Below are 20439 nucleotides of genomic sequence, written 5' to 3' on the forward strand. Positions count from 1 at the left end.
TTGGTAGCCGGTCCCCTCGGGCGTGGGCGGCTGATGGGCCGTCCCCTCCGCGGATGGCTGGTAGCCCCACCCCGAAGGGGCGGGTTGATAGCCGGTCCCGTATGCGCGTCCTGTGCCGGGCCCGGTTGTGATGGGGTGGCTCATCATGTCTCCCTGCGTATCGGGTGGATGGTTAGAGCCTACCGCTCATGACCAACACCTTGCCCGGAAAAACCGGTCAGACTGCGGCCCCCGGTCCAGGCACAGCAGCGCTGATGGCGGCGGCCGCCTGACCATCCGCGGCTTCCAACGTGCCCGCGCAGGTGCCGTCGGTCGCAGCCGTTTCGCTTGCCAGCGCAGTAGCCTGGGCTTGACATGCGGCCAGTTCCGCAGCCCAGGGACTCATGGCGGCGGTGATCGCCGCACTCACCGGATCTGGTCCCGCTCCAGCAGCCGTCGCCGCGGCGGCTCCAGCCGCCCCGCCCGCCCCGGCGGCGGCAACGCTGGCAGCCTCGGCCGCCGTGTCCGCGCCATCGGCGATGAGCGCCATCGGCTTGACCTCGATGTTGTCGGCTGACTGTCCCGATGGTGTGACTGCGGGCATTACTACTGCCTCCGTTGGTTGTTCGGGCTGTGCAGTGCTTGGGCGAGCTGATTAGCCACAGGATGCTGGCGTAGCTCGGGTGAGGCGATCTTCGCGCACTCGTCAAACAGCTTCTGTGAGATCGCATCGAGCCCATCGGCGGCCTTGCGGGCGTTCTGCGCCAACGCATCGCTGATGCGCTCGTTGAGTTCGCCGATGGTCAACTCCTGCTGGAGCCCCTCCCGAACATCGAGGTCGAGCAGCCGTCCTCGAGAGTCGTGCACGACGATGATGTCGTCGTCGTCGCTGGTGCTGGAAAGGAACGCGTCGGTCTCCTCGTCCCAGGCGTAGATCGCATCCAGCATCCTGTTCAGCGGTGCCAGCGCCGCCTCGGCGGCAGGGTTAAGGGGTGGTGTGGCCATCGGTCTCCTCCTGAGTCTTGGACGACGTACGCCGGCCAGGACGCTTCCTCACTTGTTCCAACTCCCCGAACACCGGCTCGGTGTTCGCATGGTCGCGATGCACGACACGCTTGTCGGGGAACAGGTCTTTATCCCTTTCGGGCGTGTTGTTGCCGCCCATGCCGCCCATCACCGGCGGATACATGGCCCCCATCCCCATCCCACCGGCCCGGCCAGTGGACGGAACCGCCGCGGCAGGCGGTGCGCTGGCCGGTGGGATGATCGCAGCGCCGGGTGCGGCCGCCGACACCGAACTTGATGGGCCGCCAGCAGACAACCCGCCGCCGCCACCACCACCACCGCTGCTGGCCGGGGTGGTGGCGCCTGGATCACCCGCGCCGAGGTCGTCAAAGCCCATGTCCTCCGGGGGCGGCAAGCCCTCACCGCCGGTGCCGGGCATACCACCGAGGCTTGGGAGGCTCGGGATCCCCGACAGCGCCGACAGCGGAGAGGCTCCCCCACCGGGCATCATCCCCGAAGCGCCGCCCGCAGACTGGGTCACCGCACCCAGAATCGAGCCCAGGACGGCGCCCGCGGCGCCGGCGCTGGCATCGGTGGCCGGAGTCAGGGGCGGCTGGGCCGCAGTCGGCGCACCGGGAACCTCCCCCTGCTCCACGGCCGCGATATCGCCCGACGCCTGCGCTGTCGGATCGAGCTCGCTGTTGGTCGCCGAATCACCCTCGGCGCCAGGATCGCCAGACCCGGGGCCGTCCTTGACGTCCTTGCCGGTGGGCTCCGGTTCGTCCTTCTTTTCGGCAGCCTCGGCGGTCGGCTCTTTGTACTGTGCCTTCTCGCTGCCAGGGGTGTTGCCCACGATTGGCGGTGGCGCCGGTGGTGGTGCCGGCACGCTCACGGTGTCGGTGTTGGCGGCCAGCGCGTAGCTGGCCTGTGCGGCGACGGCCTGGGCCTGCGCGGTGGAGATGTTGGACTTGGCCACCACCAGTGGCTCACTGATCACACCCGCGCTGGAGGTGAACTTCTGCAGCGCGGTGCGGTACTCCTCGCGCAATGTCTTGAACGTCTCCGGCGTCGGTGTGGCGGTGCGGGTGTTGTCGACGGTGTTGGCCGCCGACTCCGCTGAGGAGGCCAGCGTCCGGGCGTAGTTCGCGGCATCGGCCAACCACGAGGCGTGCTCGGAAATGTTGCGGCCGGCGGGTTGATTCCCCTCATTCCAGTTCGCGTCGACCCCGTGTGCCGTCCGCTTGGTATCCCCGGCTTGCTTGTCCAACTCCGTTGCCAGCGTGCGGAATTGAGTCGCCAACGTGCGCAGCGGCTCTGAACCCGGCCCGCCGTGGATGAGTGCTGACCAGGTTTCAGCGGGCATGGGTGTGGGCGCGGCGGGAACCGCCGGGGCGGCGGGCAACGACGGCAGCTGGCCCGGCCCGGTGGGCAGCACGGGCACCGCCGAGGTCGGCCGGGCCTGTCCATAGCTGGAAATCACCGTGGCCGCCTCGACGTCACTTTCCTCGAGTGCCGCCGCGGTAGTGGCCACGGCCATTCCGCCGGCGGCCCGCTGGGCGATCGAATGCGCGAGCAGCTGTTCCAGGCCTGTGGCCCAAGCGGTGAACGACGCGGCCACGGCGGTCGACACCTCGTCGGGGGCCGCCGGCTGGCACAGCGAACAGGAGGGTGCGTGCCCGGCCGCATCGTCGGCCAACTCGCGACCATGGGCGGCAAGGGCGGCCGGTTCGAACGAAATATTAACCACGCCAGCCCCTTTCCCGGTTCAACTCCGAACCCACCCGATGACCATTGAGGTCAGTTCGATACCGCGGCGTCGATGGCGCGGGCGGTCTCGTCGTCAGCGACCTCGAATCCAGTCCGATGATTGCGCAGTTTCTGCGCGTGCCCGCGAGCCCAGGCGATGACACGCTCGTAGCTCAGACCGCGTTCGGTCGTCTCCAGCGCCTTGGCCTGGATGAACGCCGTATAAATCGGGCCCAGCTGGTTGCTCAACTGCGCGATGTCGGGCTGAGTCGCCGCGACGTACTGCTGCAGTTCGTCGGCGTAGGCGTCCCAACGGTCGGCCAGCGCTGCCGCGGCCGCCGGGTCCAAACTGATCTGATCAGCGCTCATAACGATTCAGCCTCTCTCACCCCGTCCGATGTGCCTAACATGTTCACGAACTGTCCTATTGTGTACCGTACGTAAGGGAAGTGTGCAATACGCCGGGAACTCTCTTACAGACTAAGTCGGTTCCGAGATGAAGGGGTGGGCCGTTATGGATTTGCACCGTCGCCATCGCAGCACCTACCAGGGGGCGCGCCAGCGAGGCCACAACTCACGAGCGGCGCGGTTTAACCGTAGGTCGGCGTGTCAACCTCAGTTTTCACTTTTGCACCGTCATGCTGAACCCATGTCAGCCGCTTTGCGCCCGCACACGCGAAGCCACACCCGGCGGTTAAACCGCCGCAGGGGCAGATTGCTGCTGGCGGCATCGCCTAGCCGAAACCTCGACCAAGGAGGGCTGCACAACAACTAACTAGCGGCAGCCCCCGGGCCGCTGCTACTCGCAACTAAATAGGCGCAACACCCTACGCCACAAAGCACTTCGGCCCCCGGTAGCTGCCGGGAGCCGAGTGCGGTGAGTCGAGTTGGCGCTCGACTCGGGTGCTTGCGCACCTACCCCGAAGGGATTGTCTGTGAAGGACAGATTCCACGGTAGCGCATGCCCTGGCGCGGTGCCAGAGGTGTTGGCGAACCGTGATAAATCAACACCCACGGTTGTACTGCCCTACCGCGGGTGCACAAGATCCGCACCCCGGTCGGGCACAGCGCGCACGGCGCCCACATGGATTCTTCGAGCCGCCGGCCACGACCACTCCCCCAATGTTCGCACCCTCATCAAGCTCGACCTCGGCGAGAAGGCATGGGCAGGTGTCCCGTGCTGGTCAGGAGGCCCAGAGCGGTGGGCTCACAAGACCGTAGCCGAGGCCTACAAGCGGCGCTACGAGACGCACGTGCGGCCCGCCATGCCGGGCAACCCGATCAGCCTCACGACGCTGATCCAGGTCGCTGAAGCGCGTGCAGCCTTCGCCGATTACCGCACAGGCCGCGACTGCCGCCCCACCAACGCCACCCTGGCCGCCCGGGCCGGAGTCAGCATTCGCACCGTCCAGCGGGCCACGACGGCACTTCGTTTACTCGGGGTCGCCACCGAAGTGCTCCGCGGTCGACAGCGCACAAAGCACGAGCGCATGGCCAGCTGGAGAGTGGGCGACCGTGGCCGCGGCTGGGCCTCGGTGTGGGTCCTGCACGACGACCGCACTCGGGTTCTGTCACCCCATCCCGGAGGGTCTCTTCTTTACGAAAAACCTTCTGTTAAGAAAGAACTCACTACCCGCAGCCGGCGCCAAGCCGCCGGTCGGCGCACCGCTTCGCGGCGCGAAAGCCCAGAGGCGGGGGGCCGCCTGGCCCGTGAATGGGTTACGAGCCCGCACAGCCCACCGTGGGTCCGCCGCTATCGCACGACCAAGCCCTGGGCGAAGCTTCTGGCCGCCGCCGAAACGCATTCATGGACCGCACGCGACATCAACCAGCTCATCAGGGATTACATCGGCGTCGGCAACTGGGTCCCCGACAGCCCGCACAAGCCCGCCGGCCTACTCGGCCACATCCTGAAATGGCACGGGAATCTCGAGGAGCGGCCTGCCGCGCTCGACGAGGCTCGCGAAGCCGAGCAGCTGGCCGCCGACCGCGCGCGTATCGCCAAGAACGCCGCGGCGCGAGAGGAGCACCGCCGCGGTCGGGAGATCGGGCGCGCGGCGCTTAACGGGCCCGGGCGCGCGGCGGCCCGCAGAGAGCTCGAAGATGCCCTCCGCCGCATGCGGCAGCGGCGTCTCGCACCTAAGCCGGGGCTGGACCCGTCATGAACGCCGCGCGTTCGCAACTACAGCCGGCTTGCGCGACCGACCCCGAACGCTGGTTCGACAAGTCGGACACCGTGCACGCGCTTCTGAACTGCCTGGCGTGCCCCATGAGACGGTGGTGCGCAGCTGAGGCTGTGCGCGTCAGGGCCTCATTTGGCATGTGGGCAGGAATCTTCATCGACAAAAACCCGACCGAAGTCGCCTCGCAACTGCTTGCCATCGCCCGCATGCCCGACGCCCCGTTGAGTGAGGCGAGCCAGCTGCCGGCGGCGCAAGCGCCCAAGCGCCCCTTGGCGACCGTACCGACCACCCCCGGTCGGCAGAACGCTGTTCTGCGCACCATCGCGGCGCGATCCTCGGGACATTGCGAGATCATGACCCGAGACTGCCGCCTAACCTTCGACACGCTGGGCAGCCGGGTGGCTGACCAAGACCCGTGGACCGCTCAACGTGCCAGCGACGTCTACGCCGTCTGCCGGCCCTGCGCGGCCGCCATCGGCAACGCCGAACCGCAGTTCGTCGAGCGCCTCGGCTACATCGTGCCCGCACCATACGATCCGGCCTACACCAAATTCTTCTGGCGCCAGGCCCACTGGGTGTATCTCGACGGCGGAAATCGAATCTGCCCCGCACGTGACGCCGAGAACGTGCGCGCAGCCCTTTGACGTGGCCCTAACCAAGGGGACAGCACAGCCCGTTTCGTCACTGTGACGCTTCGACATCTCCCCGCCGTGCCGACGCCCCACTGCCCCAGGCCGAAATCCGTAACCCCGCCCATCACCTGCTACACGACCTCGTCCACGACTGGCCTTGGCGCAACGCTACCCGATGTCGTTCGCGGCTTCGACACGTACTGCCATCCGAGCAACTCGGAAGGCTCGCGGTCCCATCAACGCCACCACACCGCCGCCCATTGGCTGGCGGCTGCCGCAATACATTGCGCCCCAGGCATCGGCCTTACCCTCCACGGCGATTGCTGCGAGTACGTCCGTGCATGCTCCGAGGACGGTACAGCGCTGTGCACAGGCATACGGGGTATCTGGACTGAACACCGCTGCGCCGCGATAGATTTCGCGCCTGGCGCGAAACGCTGTTCTGACAGATGCGCTCCACTTCATTGTGGGAGCAACCCGGTTCGGTGTTCGGGCCGCGATCGCGTACTCGGCCTGGATGAACACCCCGGACTCGATATACGCAGAAACGGGGTCCGCGACACGCCGAAAGGCATCGGCAACAATTTGTGTGCGGGCATAGGGCACATGCCGCTTGCCACCGGGCGAGCCGTGCGTTTGCTGCCGACACCCTTTATCCCGATACGCATCCTGTCCTTGACGAAGACAGCAGGTCTGCGATCTGTCGCGCTCACAACCTTCTGCGCACCCGCGACTGCGATTTACGGTCAAATTGAGAGCGCGGTATCGTGTCAGGTATTCAGTCAGGTATTCACCTAGGTGTCGCTCGACACTGAAGGGCCTGCTGATCGGCCTATTCGCAGCACCGGGACCGCAGCGGCTGCGCCGAGAATCGTCAACCACGCTGTCATCACCGGGTCGTTGCCCACGTTGAGTATCGCCCACGTCGCCATCCGGAGCGAAGCCTTTGGGGGCGTGACGACGAGTGCTTGCACCTCCGTGGAACGCATCGGGCCTGTGGCTGCAGCCGCGCCCACGGGGGCAGTCACAACGTTTGCCGGGACCGTTGCGTCGACCATCTCGATACCGCGCGCCACTGTCTGCGGCGGGTCGGTCGCGGCGAGTTGTGCAATGGCGAGTCGCCTTGACCCCACTACACTTCGGAAGCCATGAACAACTACGCGCCTCACCGCATCGCGAGATGCGCTGCCCGGTGCAGAAATACGGCGCCGCGGCTGCAGGTGAGGCACACATGACTCACAGCCTATCGACATGGGACGAACCGGCAGCGACTATCGACTGGGCGCGTCTCGGCCACGTGTACGTGGTCGGGAACGGCAAAGGTGGCGTCGGAAAAACCACCACCAGCGCACACCTAAGCGCTCTCGTCGCCTCCGACGGCGCGCGGACCCTGCTTATCGACCTCAACGGACAAGGCAACTGCGCCCTGCTACTCGGCTTCGCCAACACCGAGCGCGACGACAAGGGGCGCAACCTCTTCAGCGCGGTCACCACCGGCGCACCACTGACACCCGTGCGCAATGTCCGGCCGAACCTCGACGTCGTTCCCGGAGGCGCCTACGTTCGCCGAATTGTGTCGGTGCTGTCGGCGGAGATGTCGACGAAAGAGGATGCCCACCGGGTACACCTCGCCCTGGCGCAATGCCTTCAACGCATCGCCGGGGGCTACCAGTTGATCATCATTGACACACCGCCCGAGAACCCACTGCTTTCGAACATCGCTTTGTGCGCCGGCCGATTTGTCATCGTCCCGATGAGAACCGACGAGTACTCGCGCTCAGGACTGCGCGATATCGCCGCCGATATTCGGGGTATGCGGGAGCACAACCCGTATCTGATGCTGCTAGCTGTGTTCGTCTTCGGGTCGGGCACCGGATCGAAGAAGATCCGCCGCGACATCGCGCAAAGCGTCTCGGCAGACCTCGGCCAAAGCTCCGACATGCTGCTCGACAGCTTTGTGCGCCACGCGGAATCGGTAGCCAACGAGATGGTCAAATACGGTCTGCTTGCCCACGAACTCGAGCAAGAGATTCAGAACAATCCGAAGTATTGGGAACTACGTAAAGGCAGCGCGAAGAACGCCACCACCGTGAGCGAAACATCGCGACTGGTAGCCGAAGACTTCGCCAAACTTGCCGCCGAAGTCCTGACCCGCGCAGCCAAGCGGCGAGGCGAAATGATCGAACAAGGAGTGTGGCCATGAGCAACTTGCGTCAACAAGGAATGCCCAACGAGGATCTGTCTGACCTGGGAGCGCCGGCGAAGCCGCGAGGAGCGGGCCTGGCCGATCTGGTGGGGGAGACCGCACCACCAGCAGCGCCCACACGATCCCACGAACCAACCCCACAACCAGAATCGCTCGCCCCACCCACGCCGATCCGACCGGCCGCCGAATCACCCGACGGTGCGATAACCGCCGTGCGTGGCCGCCGCCCAGGGCGACCCCGTACCCGCAGTAAGCCCGTCACAGCGGTGTACGTCAGCCCCGGTGTGAAGGCCCGATTCGAGGCCTACCGGCACAAGCAGAAGGCCACCAATCTGCAGGTAGTCCTCGAGGCCATCAGCGCCAAGCACGCCGAGCTGGCCGAGATCATCAAGGATTCGACAGTCAGCACCGCCCCGGTGAATCCACTGTTTCCCGCCGATCCCAACGCCGTGCGCTACCTCGGCGGTGGAAGCGTGCAGATCGGCTTCAGCCCGACACCTGAACAGGAAGAAGTCATCGACCGTATCGGCGCTGAGCTGGGGTTTGACACACGCAGCACTTGGATCGCGCCCGTATTGAACGCCTTCCTGCCCGGACGCCGCGACGTCGCTTGAGCGCGCACAGCCAGGACGCGGCGGCGGGGGAGGGGAGCGGGTCACAGGCCCCGCTCACGGCCCTTCGGTCAGCTCTCCGACGTGCCCGGGCGTCATGTACTGCACCAACGCCTGTCGATACTTGTCTGCGGCCGCGGCTAGATCGGCGTGCGCGGCCACAAGTAGCAGATTGGCTGCCTCCGCCCGCACCACACGAGCACGCAAATCAGCGATAGCGCTGTGCTCGCCGTCACGGTCCCCGTCGCCGTCCCGAGCGGCGTGCAGATCGGCAATCTCGGCCCGCAGCCGCGCGTTTTCGGCTTCCAGCCTGGTAATCGTGCTGCTGACGTCGTCGCCGGCCTGCCCCGGCAGAGCATCCTCGTAGACGTACCACCGCAGGTGCCCAGGGCCCGGTCTGGCCCATCCGGCCAGGTGCCCCTTCTTGATGGCTGCCAGCAACGTACGCCGATCGGCCCCCACACGCTCAGCGGCCTCACTCAACGGAATCGACGCGCGGCCCGGCTCCGGCTCTGACGGCACACCTTCGGGCGGGTACTTCCACCCTTGCACAGCAGCCACAACCGACTCCCGAGACCAAAACGATGTCGACAACGCTCAAATTGCCTCATAAGGCTACCGCGCAAAGGCGACACGGCCACGGCCAGAATAGGCAAAAGCAGCAGCGCTTTGTACAATTTGGTCAACCGAACGGCGCTGAGCACCGGGCGAAGGGACGAGTCAGTGGGTGTTTCACAGAAGCCGCGCTCAGAAAAGCGGCAGCGAACCAAGCTCCTGGGCGTGCGACTCCTGCCCGAAGAACATTCCGGCTTCAAAGAGTTCGCCGATGAGCGGGACGCCGACATGGCCGAGCTCGCCTTCGAGGCTTTGCGCGAGAAGTACCCACAGATCTTCAGCCGCACCGTTCAAGTCGCATAACGGACGACGACTGCGCTGAAACGTTCGTGTCCACAAGGATTTTCGAGTTGCCAGCACCATTGGCGCGCGGCGCCACACCTGAAACGCCATGATCAGACCAGGTGGCTGCAGAGCACCGCGCACAAGGCCGCAGCTGATGTTGCATCGCATGTCATAGGGGATGTTGCAGTCACGGCTGTGGGGGAGTGACGTGCACGTGATCGGGTGTAGACCATCCTGTTGCAGAAGGCGGCTGACGATTGCGCGATGTTGCCCTATCTGTATGCGTGTCAGGCATGTAATATCGGGGGACCGATCAGGGCTTTTGTGGTCCTGTTGAGCAGCGGACCAAGGAGGCGATCATCGCGGCCGTTGAGCCCGACGTGGACTCCGACGGGCAACCCGACGTCGCACGGCTGTCCCAGCAGATGCAGATCCGTCTGCGGGAGCTGGGCTTCAGCCTGCTCGGCGCCTCCAAGCTCGGAATCCTATCGCGCTCAACCCTGACTAGCTTGCGTGACGCGGACCGTGTCCCGAACTTGCAGACCCTCACTAAACTCGATGACCTGCTGGTGTGGGAACCTGGGTCAGCCAAGGCTGTTCTGTATGGCCGCGACCCGGTGCCGCGTGAGCACGGCGTGTACAGCCACCTGCCGAAGTCGAATCTGCCCGAGGAAGAGGCTCGGACGGGGGTCACCCTTGACACCCTGTTCAACCCGAACGAAGACCCAGCCCAGTGGGATTACAACGCGCTGGTCAGCGCGATCGAGCGTCGGCTGCGTGAACTGAACATGACGAAGTCGAAGTTCGCCGCGATCGGCGGCCCGGGCCGCTCGACGCTGGCGACACTGGGCCGGCGCGGGTACGTGCCGACCGCCGAGACACTGGACCGCATCGACCGGTTCCTGATGTGGGAACGCGGATCGGCGCTGACAGTGCTGCGCGGGGGAGCCCCGGTGCGGATCGGCGCCGCGGTCGCCCATCCCGCGCTGGTGCCGCTCAACGCGGTCCGCGACACCCTAAAGGCCGTCAAGATCAGACTCAATCGCCAGGCCCAGAGCGTGGCGCAGCTTCAGTCCGACGTAGACGAGGCTTTGACCCGTGTCAACGTCGCGATAGCAGAAGTGGGAGACCCGGCACGGCGAGCCGTGCTGGACCCAGATTCGGGCAGCCCCGATGAGGGCGATGCCGCAGGTAAGGGAGAAATCCATGACTAGCGGTATGGCCGTAGGGAGGCTGCTATGGGCGACCAGCAGCAACCGGATCTGTTCAGCATCAACGCATCGGAGAATGAAGACCGTGAGCAGCCAATGGATGCGCGAGGCGGTCGAGGCCGCCTACCGTCAGCTCGGCCTGCCGACGGGCTGGTCCAGCGAGCAGACCGAGAGGTTTCTCAGCCTGGTGACCGAGCGGCTGGACGCCAAGGCCGCCCAGTTGTCGATGGACCTGGCCGAGGACGCGATCAGTCGGTGGCGCACGGCCCATCCAGGCCAGGACCCCGACCATCAGACCACGGTCGGTCTGCACGAGACAGCGCTGGAGAACGCCCGGGAGGCGGTCGTGCGGGAGGAGCTGTACGCGCTGATGGCGGCACCGGCACAGGATCAGGCGGAGACGGCCAGCCGGCCAAGTCCCGAGGTGAGCTGGGAGGACCGGTGGCGCGACATCCGCTACCGGACCGAACCCAGCGAAGCGGTGGAGGATCTGGTCGACAGGGTATGGCCACAACGGTCGGCGATGTTCCGGGTCAAGGCCGCCTACCTGCTAGCGACCCGCGCGGAGGAAGGCCGCCCCGTGCCCACCAGCCCCCGCCACCACCTGGTGCCCCGACTCACGGCGCTGGTGGAGGAGGAGTTGCGGGCCGACGGGTACCCGATCGAGTAACCCGCACGAAGAAGACGCGCCGGCGCGACGAGCACGACGACCCGCAGCTGGCGCTGTTCGCCGAGGACAGCTTCGACCTGCCCACCGATCCCCGGGTCATCGACCCCGGCGGCGCCCCGTTACCCCCGCTGCGCCGCGCCGACCACAGCGCCGCCGAGGAACAGGCACACGAGACGGCAACGCATGCCCCGCACACGCTGACCCTGCACCCCCCTCAACGACCGCCGCTGACGCTGGTGCCGCCGCTGCAAGCCCAAACCCCCGACACCACGACCCAGGCAGACGAGACCCGCCCGCACCTGAGCGCAGTCCCCGACACGACGCCCGCCGCAGGGCGTGACACCGCGACCGCCGCTGCCGAGGCTTCGGAGTCGGTCCCGGCGGAGACCGCCGAACAGCAGCAGGAAGTGGTTCACCCGCCAGCGGTGGACTTTCAGCCCGGCACCGACATCCGCGTGCCGTCGGGCACCAAGGCCCGGCTGACGGCCAACATCGCCGTCATCGACACCCTGATGCGACTGCAGCAGGAAGGACGGCCCGCCACCGCCGCCGAGCAGCAGACCCTGGCGTGCTGGTCGGGCTGGGGTGCAGTCGCCGACGTCTTCGACACCCGCAAGGACACCTACCAGTCCCAGCGCGAATACCTCAAAGAGGTGCTGGGGCAGCGGCAGTACCGGGCGGCCTCAGCCAGCACCCTCAACGCCCACTACACCGACCCGGCCATCGCCGAGCACATGTGGAAAGCCGTGCAGCACGCCGGATTCAGCGGCGGCCGCGTCCTGGAGCCGGGCTGCGGATCGGGCACCTTCATCGGGCTGGCACCCGAGACCGCCCAGATGGTCGGGGTCGAGAAGGACCCGATCAGCGCAGCGGTGGCCGCCCACCTATACCCGTCGGCCCAAATCCGTTCCGAGGGCTTCGAAACCACCAACGTGCCCAACGGCAGCTTCGCCGCCGTCATCGGCAACGTGCCGTTCGGCGACTTCGCGCTGCGTGACCCTTCCTATAACCCGAAGCGGCTGTCCATCCACAACCACTTCATCGTCAAGTCCCTCGAGCTGACCGCTCCCGGCGGCTACGTCGTAGTCCTCACCAGCCGCTACAGCATGGACAACGTCGAGGACGAGGCCCGGCGTGAAATCCTCGCCCGCGCTGATCTTCTCGGCGCCGTCCGGTTGCCCACCGCCGCGTTCCGCCGGGTCGCCGGCACCGAGGTGGTCACCGACATCCTCGTGCTGCGCCGCCGCGAGGCCGACCGCGAAATCGCAGTGGGGGAGGACCGCTGGCTGGCTGTGGCCGACATGGACCTCGTCGGTGAGGACGGACAGTGGTCGTCGCTGCCGGTCAACACCTACTTCCATGAGCATCCCGAACACATGCTCGGCACCCCGGTGATCGGGCACGGCATCCACGGCAGCACCACCCTGCAGGTGCGCACGATGGACCCCTCGGCCGTCCCAGACCAGGTGGGCCGCTGCCTGCGCCGGATCATCGACACCGCCGTGGCCAAGGACCGTGGCCTGACCGCCAGCCCGGCCAGCCTCACCGACGTCACCGAAGTCAGCTTCGATCCCGGCCTGCTGACCAAGGCCACCGGCGGCCAACTGCCCGCCTACGGCACCCTGCGCTTCAACACCGAGGCCGACCGGTTCGAATCCTGGGACCGCGACAAGTGGGTGGAAACCAAGGTCTACCAGAGCCGCAAGGACGAGACGATCAAGCTGCTGGCGCTGCGGGATGCCGCCAACGCCGTGGTGGCATCCCAGCGCAACGGGCTGGCGCCCGAGGAACGCGAGCAGCTGCGCGGCCGGCTCAACCGCCTCTACGACGCCTACGTCAAACGCCACGGCCCGATCCAGCGGTTCAAATGGAGTACCCCCGCCGCGATCACCCAGGACAAACACGACGAGAAACTCGCCAAGAAGATCGAGTCGTGGCGCAAGAAGAACCCCGACGCCGCCCGGATCCCCGAGGAACTCATCGAGCAGTGGGACCAGGAGGCCTGGGAAACCCCCAGCCCCTACAAGCTGCGCCCACACATCGTCACCGCCCTGCGCAACGACCCGTCCTGGACCACCGTGCTGGCCCTAGAGGCCTACGACGAGCAGACCAAAGAGGTCCGCAAAGCACCGATCTTCTCCGTCGACCTGCTCGGCCCGCCCACCATCCGAGACCGCGCCGAAACCGCCGACGAAGCCCTAGCCATCAGCCTCGACCAGCACGGCGGCGTCGACCTCGACCACATCGCCACCCTGCTGGGCACCGACAAAGACGCCGCCCGCCAGCACCTACGCGGCCTGGTATTTCCCTCACTACGCGACCCCGACGTACTGATCCCCGCCACCGCCGCCCTGTCGGGCAACGTGCGCCGCGCACTACGACAGGCCGAACAGGCCGCCGAAAACGATCCCCGCTACCACGAATACGTCGAGGCGCTGCGCAAAGTGCAGCCCCTCGACAAGCAGGCCAGCCAAATCAGCGCCCGCCCCGGATCCCCCTGGATCGACGCCCGCTACGTCGCCCAGTTCGCCCGCGAAACCTTCGCCCCCTCCGAGCACAAGATTCCCCGCATCAAAGTCGACCACATCCAGGGCGTGTGGAACATCGAATGCCCCGCCCACGACCGGGCCCACGCCAGCTTCTTCGAAACCTGGGGCACCCGCTACGACAACCGCGACGCCATCGACCTACTCGAAATGGTGTGCAACCAAAAGGAAATCGTCGTCAAGTACACCGCCGAGGAGACCGAGCGAACCGGCCGAACCGGCGTCAACCGCGACGCCACCGTCGCCGTGCAGGCCAAGGCCGCCAAGATCAGCGAGGCGTTCCAAAAGTGGATCTTCGCCGACGAGGCCCGCCGCGACGAACTGGTCAAGGTCTACAACGAACGGTTCAACTGCCTGCGGGCACCCAAGTACTGCGGGGCCGCGCTGACGCTGCCCGGACTGTCGAAGCGCTTCGAACCCCACCCCTACCAACGCGATGCGGTGGCCCGCATCATCGCCGAACCCAACGTGCTTCTCGACCACGTGGTCGGCGCCGGCAAATCCGGCACCATGTTCATGGCCGCCATGGAACTGCGCCGACTCGGGCTGGCCCGCCAACCCTGGATCGTGGTGCCCAACCACATCATCGAGCAGGTCGGCAAGGAGGCCAAGTGGTGGTATCCCAGCGCTGAAATCCTGCTCGGCGCACCCGGAACCGACCCCGAAGGCCGCCGCCGATTCATCGCCCAGTCGGCCACCTCCGACTGGGACATGGTGATCGTGCCGCAGTCGCTGTTTGAGGCGATCCCGGTCGGGCCCGAAGTGCAACACGACTACATCGAACGCGAGCTGGAAATCCTGCGCGAGGCCCTCAACGCCACCACCGAGGACACCACCCCCACCAGCGTCAAGCGTCTCGAAAAAGCGCTGCAGCGCTACGAAACCAAACTCAAAGACCTCACCGATCAGGCCCGCAAGGACACCGGGCTGCGCTTCGAACAGACCGGCGCGGACTACCTATTCGTCGACGAAGCCCACATGTTCAAAAACAGGACACGGCTGTCGGCAGTCAAGGAATTGGCCTGCCCCAACGGATCTGAACGTGCCGACGACCTGGCCATGAAAATGGACCTGCTGCGCCAGCGCCGCCGCGAGGACGCCCTCGCCGTCGGCCGCCGGCCCACCGCGGCCGACGAACGGGTCGCCACCTTCGCCACCGGCACCCCCGTCGCCAACAGCCTCGGCGAAATGTATGTCATGCAGCGCTACCTGCGTCCCGACCTGCTCGAAGACGCCGGAGTGTTCCACCTCAACGACTGGGGCGCAGCGTTCACCTCCACCATCAACACCGTCGAAGTCAACGCCACCGGCACCCAGCTCAAACCCGTCACCCGCGTCGGCAAGTTCACCAACCTCCAAGAGTTGCTGAAGCTGTCGTCGGTGTTCACCGACGTCATCACCCGCGACCAGGTCCTCGACCAAGCCAAAATCGAGCTACCGGAACTGATCGGCGGCAAACGCACCATCATCAACATTCCCGCCGACCAGGAACTCAAAGACTTCATCACCGACCTGGGCTACCGGGCCACCGCCATCGACCCGAAAAACATGGCCCGCGACAACATCCTCAAAATCAGCAACGACGGTCGCGAAGCCAGCCTCGACCCCCGCATGGTGCACCTACCCGCGCCGGCGTACTCGCGCACCGCGGCCGTGGCCGACCAAGTCATGGCGGTACACAAGGCCACCGCCGACCGCATCTACAAAGACCCCCAACACGGCCACGACATGCCCAATCCCGGTGCGCTACAAATCGTTTTCTGCGACCGGGGCACACCGACCAAGAAAGCCGGGAAACCCAAAGACAGCTTCGGCATGTACACCGCGATCCGCGACGAGTTGATCGCCCGCGGCATGCCGGCCGAAAGAATCCGGTTCATCCACGACGCCGAAAAACCCGAGGACAAGCTGCGGCTGTTCGACGAATGCAACCGCGGAATGGTGTCGGTGCTACTCGGATCGACGGAGAAAATGGGCACCGGCACCAACGTGCAGGCCCGCGCGGTCGCCCTGCATCACGTCGATGTCCCTTGGCGCCCAGCCGATCTGGAGCAGCGCGAGGGACGCATCATCCGACAAGGCAACCAGAACCGCGAGGTCCACATCTTCAACTACGTCGTCGAAGGCAGCTACGACACGGTGATGTGGCAGAAGATCGAGGCCAAATCGCTGTTCATCGAACAAGTCAAACGCGCCGACATCGCCGTCGATGAAGTCGAAGACGTCGGTGGGGGAGACCTCAGCGCCAGCGCCGCCGAAACCAAAGCCATCGCCACCGGCGACCCGCGCTACGTGCGGCAAGTGCAGCTGCAGGACGAGATCGACCACCTCGCCGCACTGGAACGCTCCCACCACGAGACGCTGGCCAGCCGCGACCGCGAAATCGCCGCCAACCAACGCCAACTCGCCATCGTCGCCTCCGACCTGCAGACCCTGGCGCCCGTGGCCGAAGACGCCGCCGCCCGCGACCCCGAGACCCGCCCGACCATCCTGGTCGAAGGCCGCGGACACAAGGAACGCAAAGACGCCGCCGAAGCGTTCGCCACCATCTGCCGCAACACCTACCACGCCATGAAAAACGCACCCGGATACGAGAACCGCCCGCTGAACGTCTCGATCAACGGCGTCGGGCTGCTCGCCCGCCGAGACCACATCAACTCGAAACTATGGATCAAAGCCGACGTGCCGTCAGCCGAAATCGATGTCACGGTGATGGACCTGCACGGAACCATCGGCAGTCTCGATGACAGCGGCAACGCCAAAGCCCGAGGTTTACTCACCCGCGTGGAAAACCTCTACAAAGACCTGCCCAAGCACCACCAGCGGCTGCAGCGCACCCACGACCAGATCGCCGGCGCCATCGAAGACCTCCAAGCCACCGAGGTCGAGGCGTTCGACCGCGGCGACGAACTCGCTGCGCTGCGAGAAGAACACACCACCTTGACCACCATGCTGCGGCTGGAGGCCGAATCCGAGGCGGCCAAAGCCAAAGCCGCCGAAGCAGAACACCGCATGCGGGCCTCCGGCCGACAACCCGGATGGTCGCTGCACCTCAACCCGACCCCGTTCCTCCTCGAGGAATCCGGTTTCGACACCGCCGAGCAGTACCGCTTCGCCCAAAAGCTGGCCGAGCGAGCCTGCGCCGCCGAATACCTTGCCTCCCAACAGGAACAGGGCGAGGAAGACGACCGCGACAACGGCGAAGGGCTGGCACTGTGAACGGCCCGCAACGCACCGACGACCCATGGTGGAGCTACACCCAGGGCTGCGCGGCCGCGCTGAGCAGGGGAGCGCCACCACCCGCCGTGGCCACACACGGCCCGCTGCTGCAACCCAACGAGGTGACCAGACTCAGCGCCCCCGCCCACTACAGCCGCCTGCTGGGCGGCGACGGACACTTCGACCGCGCCGGCGCCCCATTCTTCGTCAACCCGCTGCTCATGGCCGGAGCGATGGCCACCCAAGGAGCGCTCAACCATGGCCGACGACGCCGCGCCGAGCGCGATTCGCAGCCCACCTGGCGCAACCACCGCCCAGCCGCGGTGCTGACCACCAACCTGCGGCTGATGTGCAGCCGCCCCGACGGCGGCTACGTGTCGTTCTGGTACCAAGACCTCGCCGAGTTCTACCCCCAACCGCACAACCGCACCCTGATCATGGCGTTCGAGGAAGACCACACCCCGCCCCTGCAGCTCAGTGGGCCCGCCGTACCCGCGATCAGCCTCTGGGCCGGCCACGCCATCTACGGCGACGCCTGGCGCGAACACCCCCACCTGGCCGCCCTCATCCCCAGCCAACAGCACCGTCAGCGCGACACCCCCGACCACACCCACAGCCAGCAGACCGATGGGCTCACCGACGAGCAGCGGCAGTGGTGGACCGACCAGCAACAGCGCAGACCCCGCAGCAACACCCGAAGCGCCGACGAACCAGGCCTGAGCCGATGACCACAACCGAGAATCTGCATCGGCTCTGCCCCGACAACCTGAGCAGCTACACCCGATCCCGGCTGCGGCACCTCACCAACGGCTCAGCCGTCTACATCCCCAGCTCACTCGCCGCCGAGTTCCAGCCCCACCATCCACCACGGCTGTACCGGCACCCCTACGCCAGCACCCAAATGCCGCTGCTGGAAGGCACATTCAGCACACTCACCCCCGATACCGCCGAAACCTGGCTGATCAGCCTGGCCCACCTGGCCCACGCCGAATGCCCCGCCTGCCAAGCCACCTGGGCCGAAACCGCCGACCACCTCGACGCTCTCCCCGCCGGCATCCCTCTGTTTTGCACACAGCGAATCGGAGCGCACTATCTGCTGCTCCACCGCGAAGACCACCCGTAATGCGCGGACCAATAAGCCCGCAGCCACCGCCGCCGAAGCCGCGGCCGCGAGCGCGACCCGCACATCGTCGGGCAAGCCGTTGGCCCGCCAGCTCAGCACGTCGCTTTCGAACGGAAACCACGTCAGAAAATGCGACTGCAGGGTTGCTTGCAGGATCACCAGCGCCTTCGGGTGTTGTTCAGACGGCCCGTAGACCGAGGTCCTCAGGTCGAACTCTTCCCAAAACACCAGCAGGTCGGTGCCAACTACGGCGGCGGCGATCCGCCCCAGTTCGGCGCTAGCGACCGCCGCGTCCTGGCCGCGCCGGTACGGGCGACAGGTCACCCGCCCAACCAGCCTGTCGCCGCCCAACCGATCGAAGACGAATACCTGTGGCGGCGGCGATAACCCCTGTGGCAGCAGGGTTGTCGTGGCCGCATTAAAGACCGCCGAGGCCGTCGCCTCCATGGCCGCGGTCAACTCGGGAGGCATCATCTGACCGTACGCCGAGGCACTGACACCGACGACTCTGTCCGAAACCCGCGCGAGAGCGTCGCTGCCGGCTGACAGTGGCCCGTGGCTGTCGTTGCCCGTAGATCCACACACACCGTCACCGCGCGTACGCTGAGTGTGCCTCTCCGGTGTGACAACGCTTCGTAGCTGGTGCGCGGCAGACCGCGGATCTTCAGGCGGGCTTCTTGTCACCGCGACCAGGTAGAATGGCAAAGGAATCGCAACGAGGGGAGTACGTAGCAGTGACCGTGAGTAAGGCCGCCACTAGCACAACCGCTGTCCTTCGACAATGCCCCGCGGTACTCGACGGACTCACCGGCCACCAACGTCGTGCCCTGGAGAACGCAATCGCGACCAACGTCCTGGAGGGCTGGGCCCCGACCCAATGCGACATCGAGCGGCTCGCTGCCCTTGGCCGCGGAGAGTTGACCGCCGAGGACTACGTCGCAGACGTCCGAGCTCGCCGCGCACCTCGCTAGCGATGGCGTGGGCCGACTATTTCTGGCCTGGCACCTCGGTCCTTCGCAACAAGCTGGGTATCACCGATCCCGCTGAACTCGCCAAAGCTGACTACGAGTTGGCCGCCATGCGGACACAGGAGATCGCCAGTGGGCGCGCGCCGATCACTGCCAGCCTCGATGCTGCCCACTTGAAGTCGTTGCATTGGTGGATTTTTCAGGACCTCTACTCCTTCGCGGGAATCTACCGCGATGTGCCGATCGCCAAAGGCACCCATTTCGCGCCGCCCACAAATATCGATGAATGTCTCTCCAAGGCAACAGATATCATCCGTTCCGTCTCGTGGAGTGAGCTTGACACGGCAGATTTCGCCGACGAGGCGGCGAAAGTCTTTGCCTGGGTGAACTTTGCCCATCCGTTCCGGGAGGGCAATGGACGCGCCTCCCGAGCATTCATGGACGCGGTCGCCGCGAATGCGCACCGGTGGCTGGACTACTCCTGTGTCGACCCTGCCGTGTGGAACCAGAGATGCGCCTTCTCAATGCCCGACCTTGACGACACCAGCCCCCAGCATCATTGGCTGACACCAGTTTTCGCGACGATGGTGCGCGCACAACCGCGCACCATCGAACTACCCGAGCGCACCATGCGCGCCCGCGACACCCGGTACGACTTAGGACTCTAAGAGGCCAGAACAAGGAACCAGGAACCACCAGCAGACCAATGATGTTGTGAGAGATCAGCTTCTGTTGCTCGACTCTTCGGTGAGGTTCCACCGCTGGGCGACGACGTGCGGGATCGGCAGTCCGGAGATGGTGGCGTCCAGCAGGGTGTGGACGGGCAGCTCGGTCGGCAGATAGTGTTTCCAGCGGCCGGCCGGCCCCGTCGACGAGCCTGATGTAAGACAGTCCAGGTATGCAGTGGCCAGCGACACCCGGCAATCGTGGAGCCACCCTCCGTGACCCCGCTGCTCCTCGAGGAAGGTCAGAGCGATTTCGTAGTCGCGATCGGCCGGATCGGGACGCTGGGGTGGGACGACCTGGGCGAGCCTTTCGACCAGTGCCCGGACTGTGCGGCCATAGGGTCCGTACTCGAAGCCTGGGGTCATGCGCTGCACCACTTCGATGCGGCGAGCCCGAAGCTGGCGGGTGGTGAAACCCGGCAGCGATGTGGGTTCGTAGCGCAACGGGCGGATGGGCTTGACCTGCCACACCTCCCACGGCAGGCAGCGGTGGGCATAACGGCCCCCGGCGTACGCGAGGTACGCCGGGTCCTCGAAGAGCCGAAACCCGTTCCAGTTGCGAGACATCAAGCGCCGTCCCGGTCGCAGGGTGCTGAACTCCTGAACGTTGACGACGTCGCGTCCGCGGGCGGCCACCACGTACCAAGGGCGGCTGCTGATGTCAGCGCGCGCCTGTGCATCGAGAGCGGAGGAGGTCATGGTGGGCATTGTGCTC

General features: G+C 66.1%; 18 protein-coding genes and 1 pseudogene. 11 read left to right on the plus strand and 8 right to left on the minus strand.

Translation table 11 applies throughout. The annotated features are described in order from the left end of the window. Nucleotides 1–217: 217 nt before the first annotated feature. From K3G64_RS00515 to K3G64_RS00530, 4 genes are read right to left on the minus strand one after another with little or no spacing between them, the layout of a single operon-like run. Nucleotides 218–583, minus strand: a complete 366-nt coding sequence (locus tag K3G64_RS00515; protein WP_238884701.1) for a hypothetical protein — start codon at nucleotides 581–583, stop codon at nucleotides 218–220. 2 nt (nucleotides 584–585) lie between these two features. Further along, nucleotides 586–984, minus strand: coding sequence for a hypothetical protein (locus K3G64_RS00520; RefSeq protein WP_238884703.1), 399 nt, complete (start codon nucleotides 982–984; stop codon nucleotides 586–588). Then, entirely contained in the window at nucleotides 965–2731 is a 1767-nt protein-coding gene (locus tag K3G64_RS00525; protein WP_238884704.1) for a PPE domain-containing protein, read from the minus strand. Before K3G64_RS00525 ends, K3G64_RS00520 begins: the two co-directional genes overlap by 20 nt. Before the next feature lie 50 nt (nucleotides 2732–2781). Continuing rightward, the gene (locus K3G64_RS00530) at nucleotides 2782–3099 is read right to left on the minus strand and encodes a type VII secretion target (protein WP_238884706.1); all 318 of its coding nucleotides are present in this window, start codon (nucleotides 3097–3099) and stop codon (nucleotides 2782–2784) included. 884 nt (nucleotides 3100–3983) lie between these two features. Between K3G64_RS00530 and K3G64_RS00535 the strand changes: the two genes are divergently transcribed. The 5 genes and pseudogenes from K3G64_RS00535 (at nucleotide 3984) to K3G64_RS00550 (ending at nucleotide 8365) form a co-directional block, all read left to right on the plus strand. Continuing rightward, nucleotides 3984–4895 (plus strand): helix-turn-helix domain-containing protein, encoded by a 912-nt coding sequence (locus K3G64_RS00535; RefSeq protein ID WP_238884708.1) that lies wholly within the window; start codon nucleotides 3984–3986, stop codon nucleotides 4893–4895. After that, nucleotides 4892–5005: pseudogene (locus K3G64_RS25590) on the plus strand (hypothetical protein); the annotation flags it as partial. The gene K3G64_RS00535 and the pseudogene K3G64_RS25590, both read left to right, overlap by 4 nt. A gap of 45 nt (nucleotides 5006–5050) precedes the next feature. After that, entirely contained in the window at nucleotides 5051–5557 is a 507-nt protein-coding gene (locus K3G64_RS00540) for a hypothetical protein (protein ID WP_238884710.1), read from the plus strand. A 1180-nt stretch (nucleotides 5558–6737) separates the two neighbouring features. After that, nucleotides 6738–7748: a ParA family protein gene (locus tag K3G64_RS00545; protein ID WP_238884711.1), complete on the plus strand. Its 1011-nt coding sequence runs from the start codon at nucleotides 6738–6740 to the stop codon at nucleotides 7746–7748. A 269-nt stretch (nucleotides 7749–8017) separates the two neighbouring features. Next, nucleotides 8018–8365 (plus strand): hypothetical protein, encoded by a 348-nt coding sequence (locus tag K3G64_RS00550; protein WP_238884712.1) that lies wholly within the window; start codon nucleotides 8018–8020, stop codon nucleotides 8363–8365. A 54-nt stretch (nucleotides 8366–8419) separates the two neighbouring features. Here the strand turns inward: K3G64_RS00550 and K3G64_RS00555 are convergent, their stop codons facing one another. Both K3G64_RS00555 and K3G64_RS00560 read right to left on the minus strand, forming a co-directional pair. Beyond that, nucleotides 8420–8923, minus strand: coding sequence for a hypothetical protein (locus K3G64_RS00555; protein ID WP_238884713.1), 504 nt, complete (start codon nucleotides 8921–8923; stop codon nucleotides 8420–8422). Nucleotides 8924–9109: 186 nt separating this feature from the next. Further along, a complete protein-coding gene (locus K3G64_RS00560) occupies nucleotides 9110–9370 on the minus strand; it encodes a hypothetical protein (protein ID WP_238884714.1) in 261 nt (86 codons plus the stop codon). A 317-nt stretch (nucleotides 9371–9687) separates the two neighbouring features. Between K3G64_RS00560 and K3G64_RS00565 the strand changes: the two genes are divergently transcribed. The 4 genes from K3G64_RS00565 to K3G64_RS00580 all read left to right on the plus strand — a co-directional run bounded on the left by K3G64_RS00565 (nucleotide 9688) and on the right by K3G64_RS00580 (nucleotide 17636). Continuing rightward, nucleotides 9688–10476, plus strand: a complete 789-nt coding sequence (locus K3G64_RS00565) for a hypothetical protein (RefSeq protein WP_238884715.1) — start codon at nucleotides 9688–9690, stop codon at nucleotides 10474–10476. 73 nt (nucleotides 10477–10549) lie between these two features. Beyond that, a complete protein-coding gene (locus tag K3G64_RS00570; RefSeq protein WP_238884717.1) occupies nucleotides 10550–11143 on the plus strand; it encodes a hypothetical protein in 594 nt (197 codons plus the stop codon). Between the two features lie 98 nt (nucleotides 11144–11241). Continuing rightward, entirely contained in the window at nucleotides 11242–16908 is a 5667-nt protein-coding gene (locus K3G64_RS00575) for a helicase-related protein (RefSeq protein ID WP_370646923.1), read from the plus strand. Continuing rightward, complete coding sequence (locus tag K3G64_RS00580) at nucleotides 16905–17636, plus strand: hypothetical protein (RefSeq protein WP_238884719.1); 732 nt, start codon at nucleotides 16905–16907, stop codon at nucleotides 17634–17636. Before K3G64_RS00575 ends, K3G64_RS00580 begins: the two co-directional genes overlap by 4 nt. A gap of 104 nt (nucleotides 17637–17740) precedes the next feature. On the opposite strand, the gene K3G64_RS00585 is transcribed toward K3G64_RS00580, so the two are convergent. Continuing rightward, nucleotides 17741–18502, minus strand: a complete 762-nt coding sequence (locus K3G64_RS00585) for a hypothetical protein (protein WP_238884720.1) — start codon at nucleotides 18500–18502, stop codon at nucleotides 17741–17743. A 227-nt stretch (nucleotides 18503–18729) separates the two neighbouring features. Here K3G64_RS00585 and K3G64_RS25595 point away from each other — a divergent pair, with 227 nt between their 5' ends. Continuing rightward, nucleotides 18730–19002, plus strand: coding sequence for a hypothetical protein (locus K3G64_RS25595; RefSeq protein WP_370646911.1), 273 nt, complete (start codon nucleotides 18730–18732; stop codon nucleotides 19000–19002). Between the two features lie 2 nt (nucleotides 19003–19004). Then, complete coding sequence (locus K3G64_RS00590) at nucleotides 19005–19667, plus strand: Fic/DOC family protein (protein WP_238884723.1); 663 nt, start codon at nucleotides 19005–19007, stop codon at nucleotides 19665–19667. A gap of 54 nt (nucleotides 19668–19721) precedes the next feature. Here K3G64_RS00590 and K3G64_RS00595 read toward each other — a convergent pair whose 3' ends face one another. Further along, a complete protein-coding gene (locus K3G64_RS00595) occupies nucleotides 19722–20423 on the minus strand; it encodes a hypothetical protein (protein ID WP_238884725.1) in 702 nt (233 codons plus the stop codon). Nucleotides 20424–20439: the final 16 nt, after the last annotated feature.

It is taken from the genome of Mycobacterium sp. IDR2000157661, assembly GCF_022317005.1.
In the GTDB taxonomy this organism is placed as follows: Bacteria; Actinomycetota; Actinomycetes; order Mycobacteriales; family Mycobacteriaceae; genus Mycobacterium.

Excerpts from the sequence above, each read along its gene's own strand:
- K3G64_RS00515 (WP_238884701.1), bottom strand. The coding sequence starts at position 583 with ATGCCCGCAGTCACACCATCGGGACAGTCAGCCGACAACATCGAGGTC.
- K3G64_RS00520 (WP_238884703.1), bottom strand. The coding sequence starts at position 984 with ATGGCCACACCACCCCTTAACCCTGCCGCCGAGGCGGCGCTGGCACCG.
- K3G64_RS00530 (WP_238884706.1), bottom strand. The coding sequence starts at position 3,099 with ATGAGCGCTGATCAGATCAGTTTGGACCCGGCGGCCGCGGCAGCGCTG.
- K3G64_RS00540 (WP_238884710.1), top strand. The coding sequence starts at position 5,051 with ATGTGGGCAGGAATCTTCATCGACAAAAACCCGACCGAAGTCGCCTCG.
- K3G64_RS00560 (WP_238884714.1), bottom strand. The coding sequence starts at position 9,370 with ATGGCGTTTCAGGTGTGGCGCCGCGCGCCAATGGTGCTGGCAACTCGA.
- K3G64_RS00565 (WP_238884715.1), top strand. The coding sequence starts at position 9,688 with ATGCAGATCCGTCTGCGGGAGCTGGGCTTCAGCCTGCTCGGCGCCTCC.
- K3G64_RS00570 (WP_238884717.1), top strand. The coding sequence starts at position 10,550 with ATGAAGACCGTGAGCAGCCAATGGATGCGCGAGGCGGTCGAGGCCGCC.
- K3G64_RS00585 (WP_238884720.1), bottom strand. The coding sequence starts at position 18,502 with ATGCCTCCCGAGTTGACCGCGGCCATGGAGGCGACGGCCTCGGCGGTC.
- K3G64_RS25595 (WP_370646911.1), top strand. The coding sequence starts at position 18,730 with ATGGCAAAGGAATCGCAACGAGGGGAGTACGTAGCAGTGACCGTGAGT.
- K3G64_RS00590 (WP_238884723.1), top strand. The coding sequence starts at position 19,005 with ATGGCGTGGGCCGACTATTTCTGGCCTGGCACCTCGGTCCTTCGCAAC.
- K3G64_RS00595 (WP_238884725.1), bottom strand. The coding sequence starts at position 20,423 with ATGACCTCCTCCGCTCTCGATGCACAGGCGCGCGCTGACATCAGCAGC.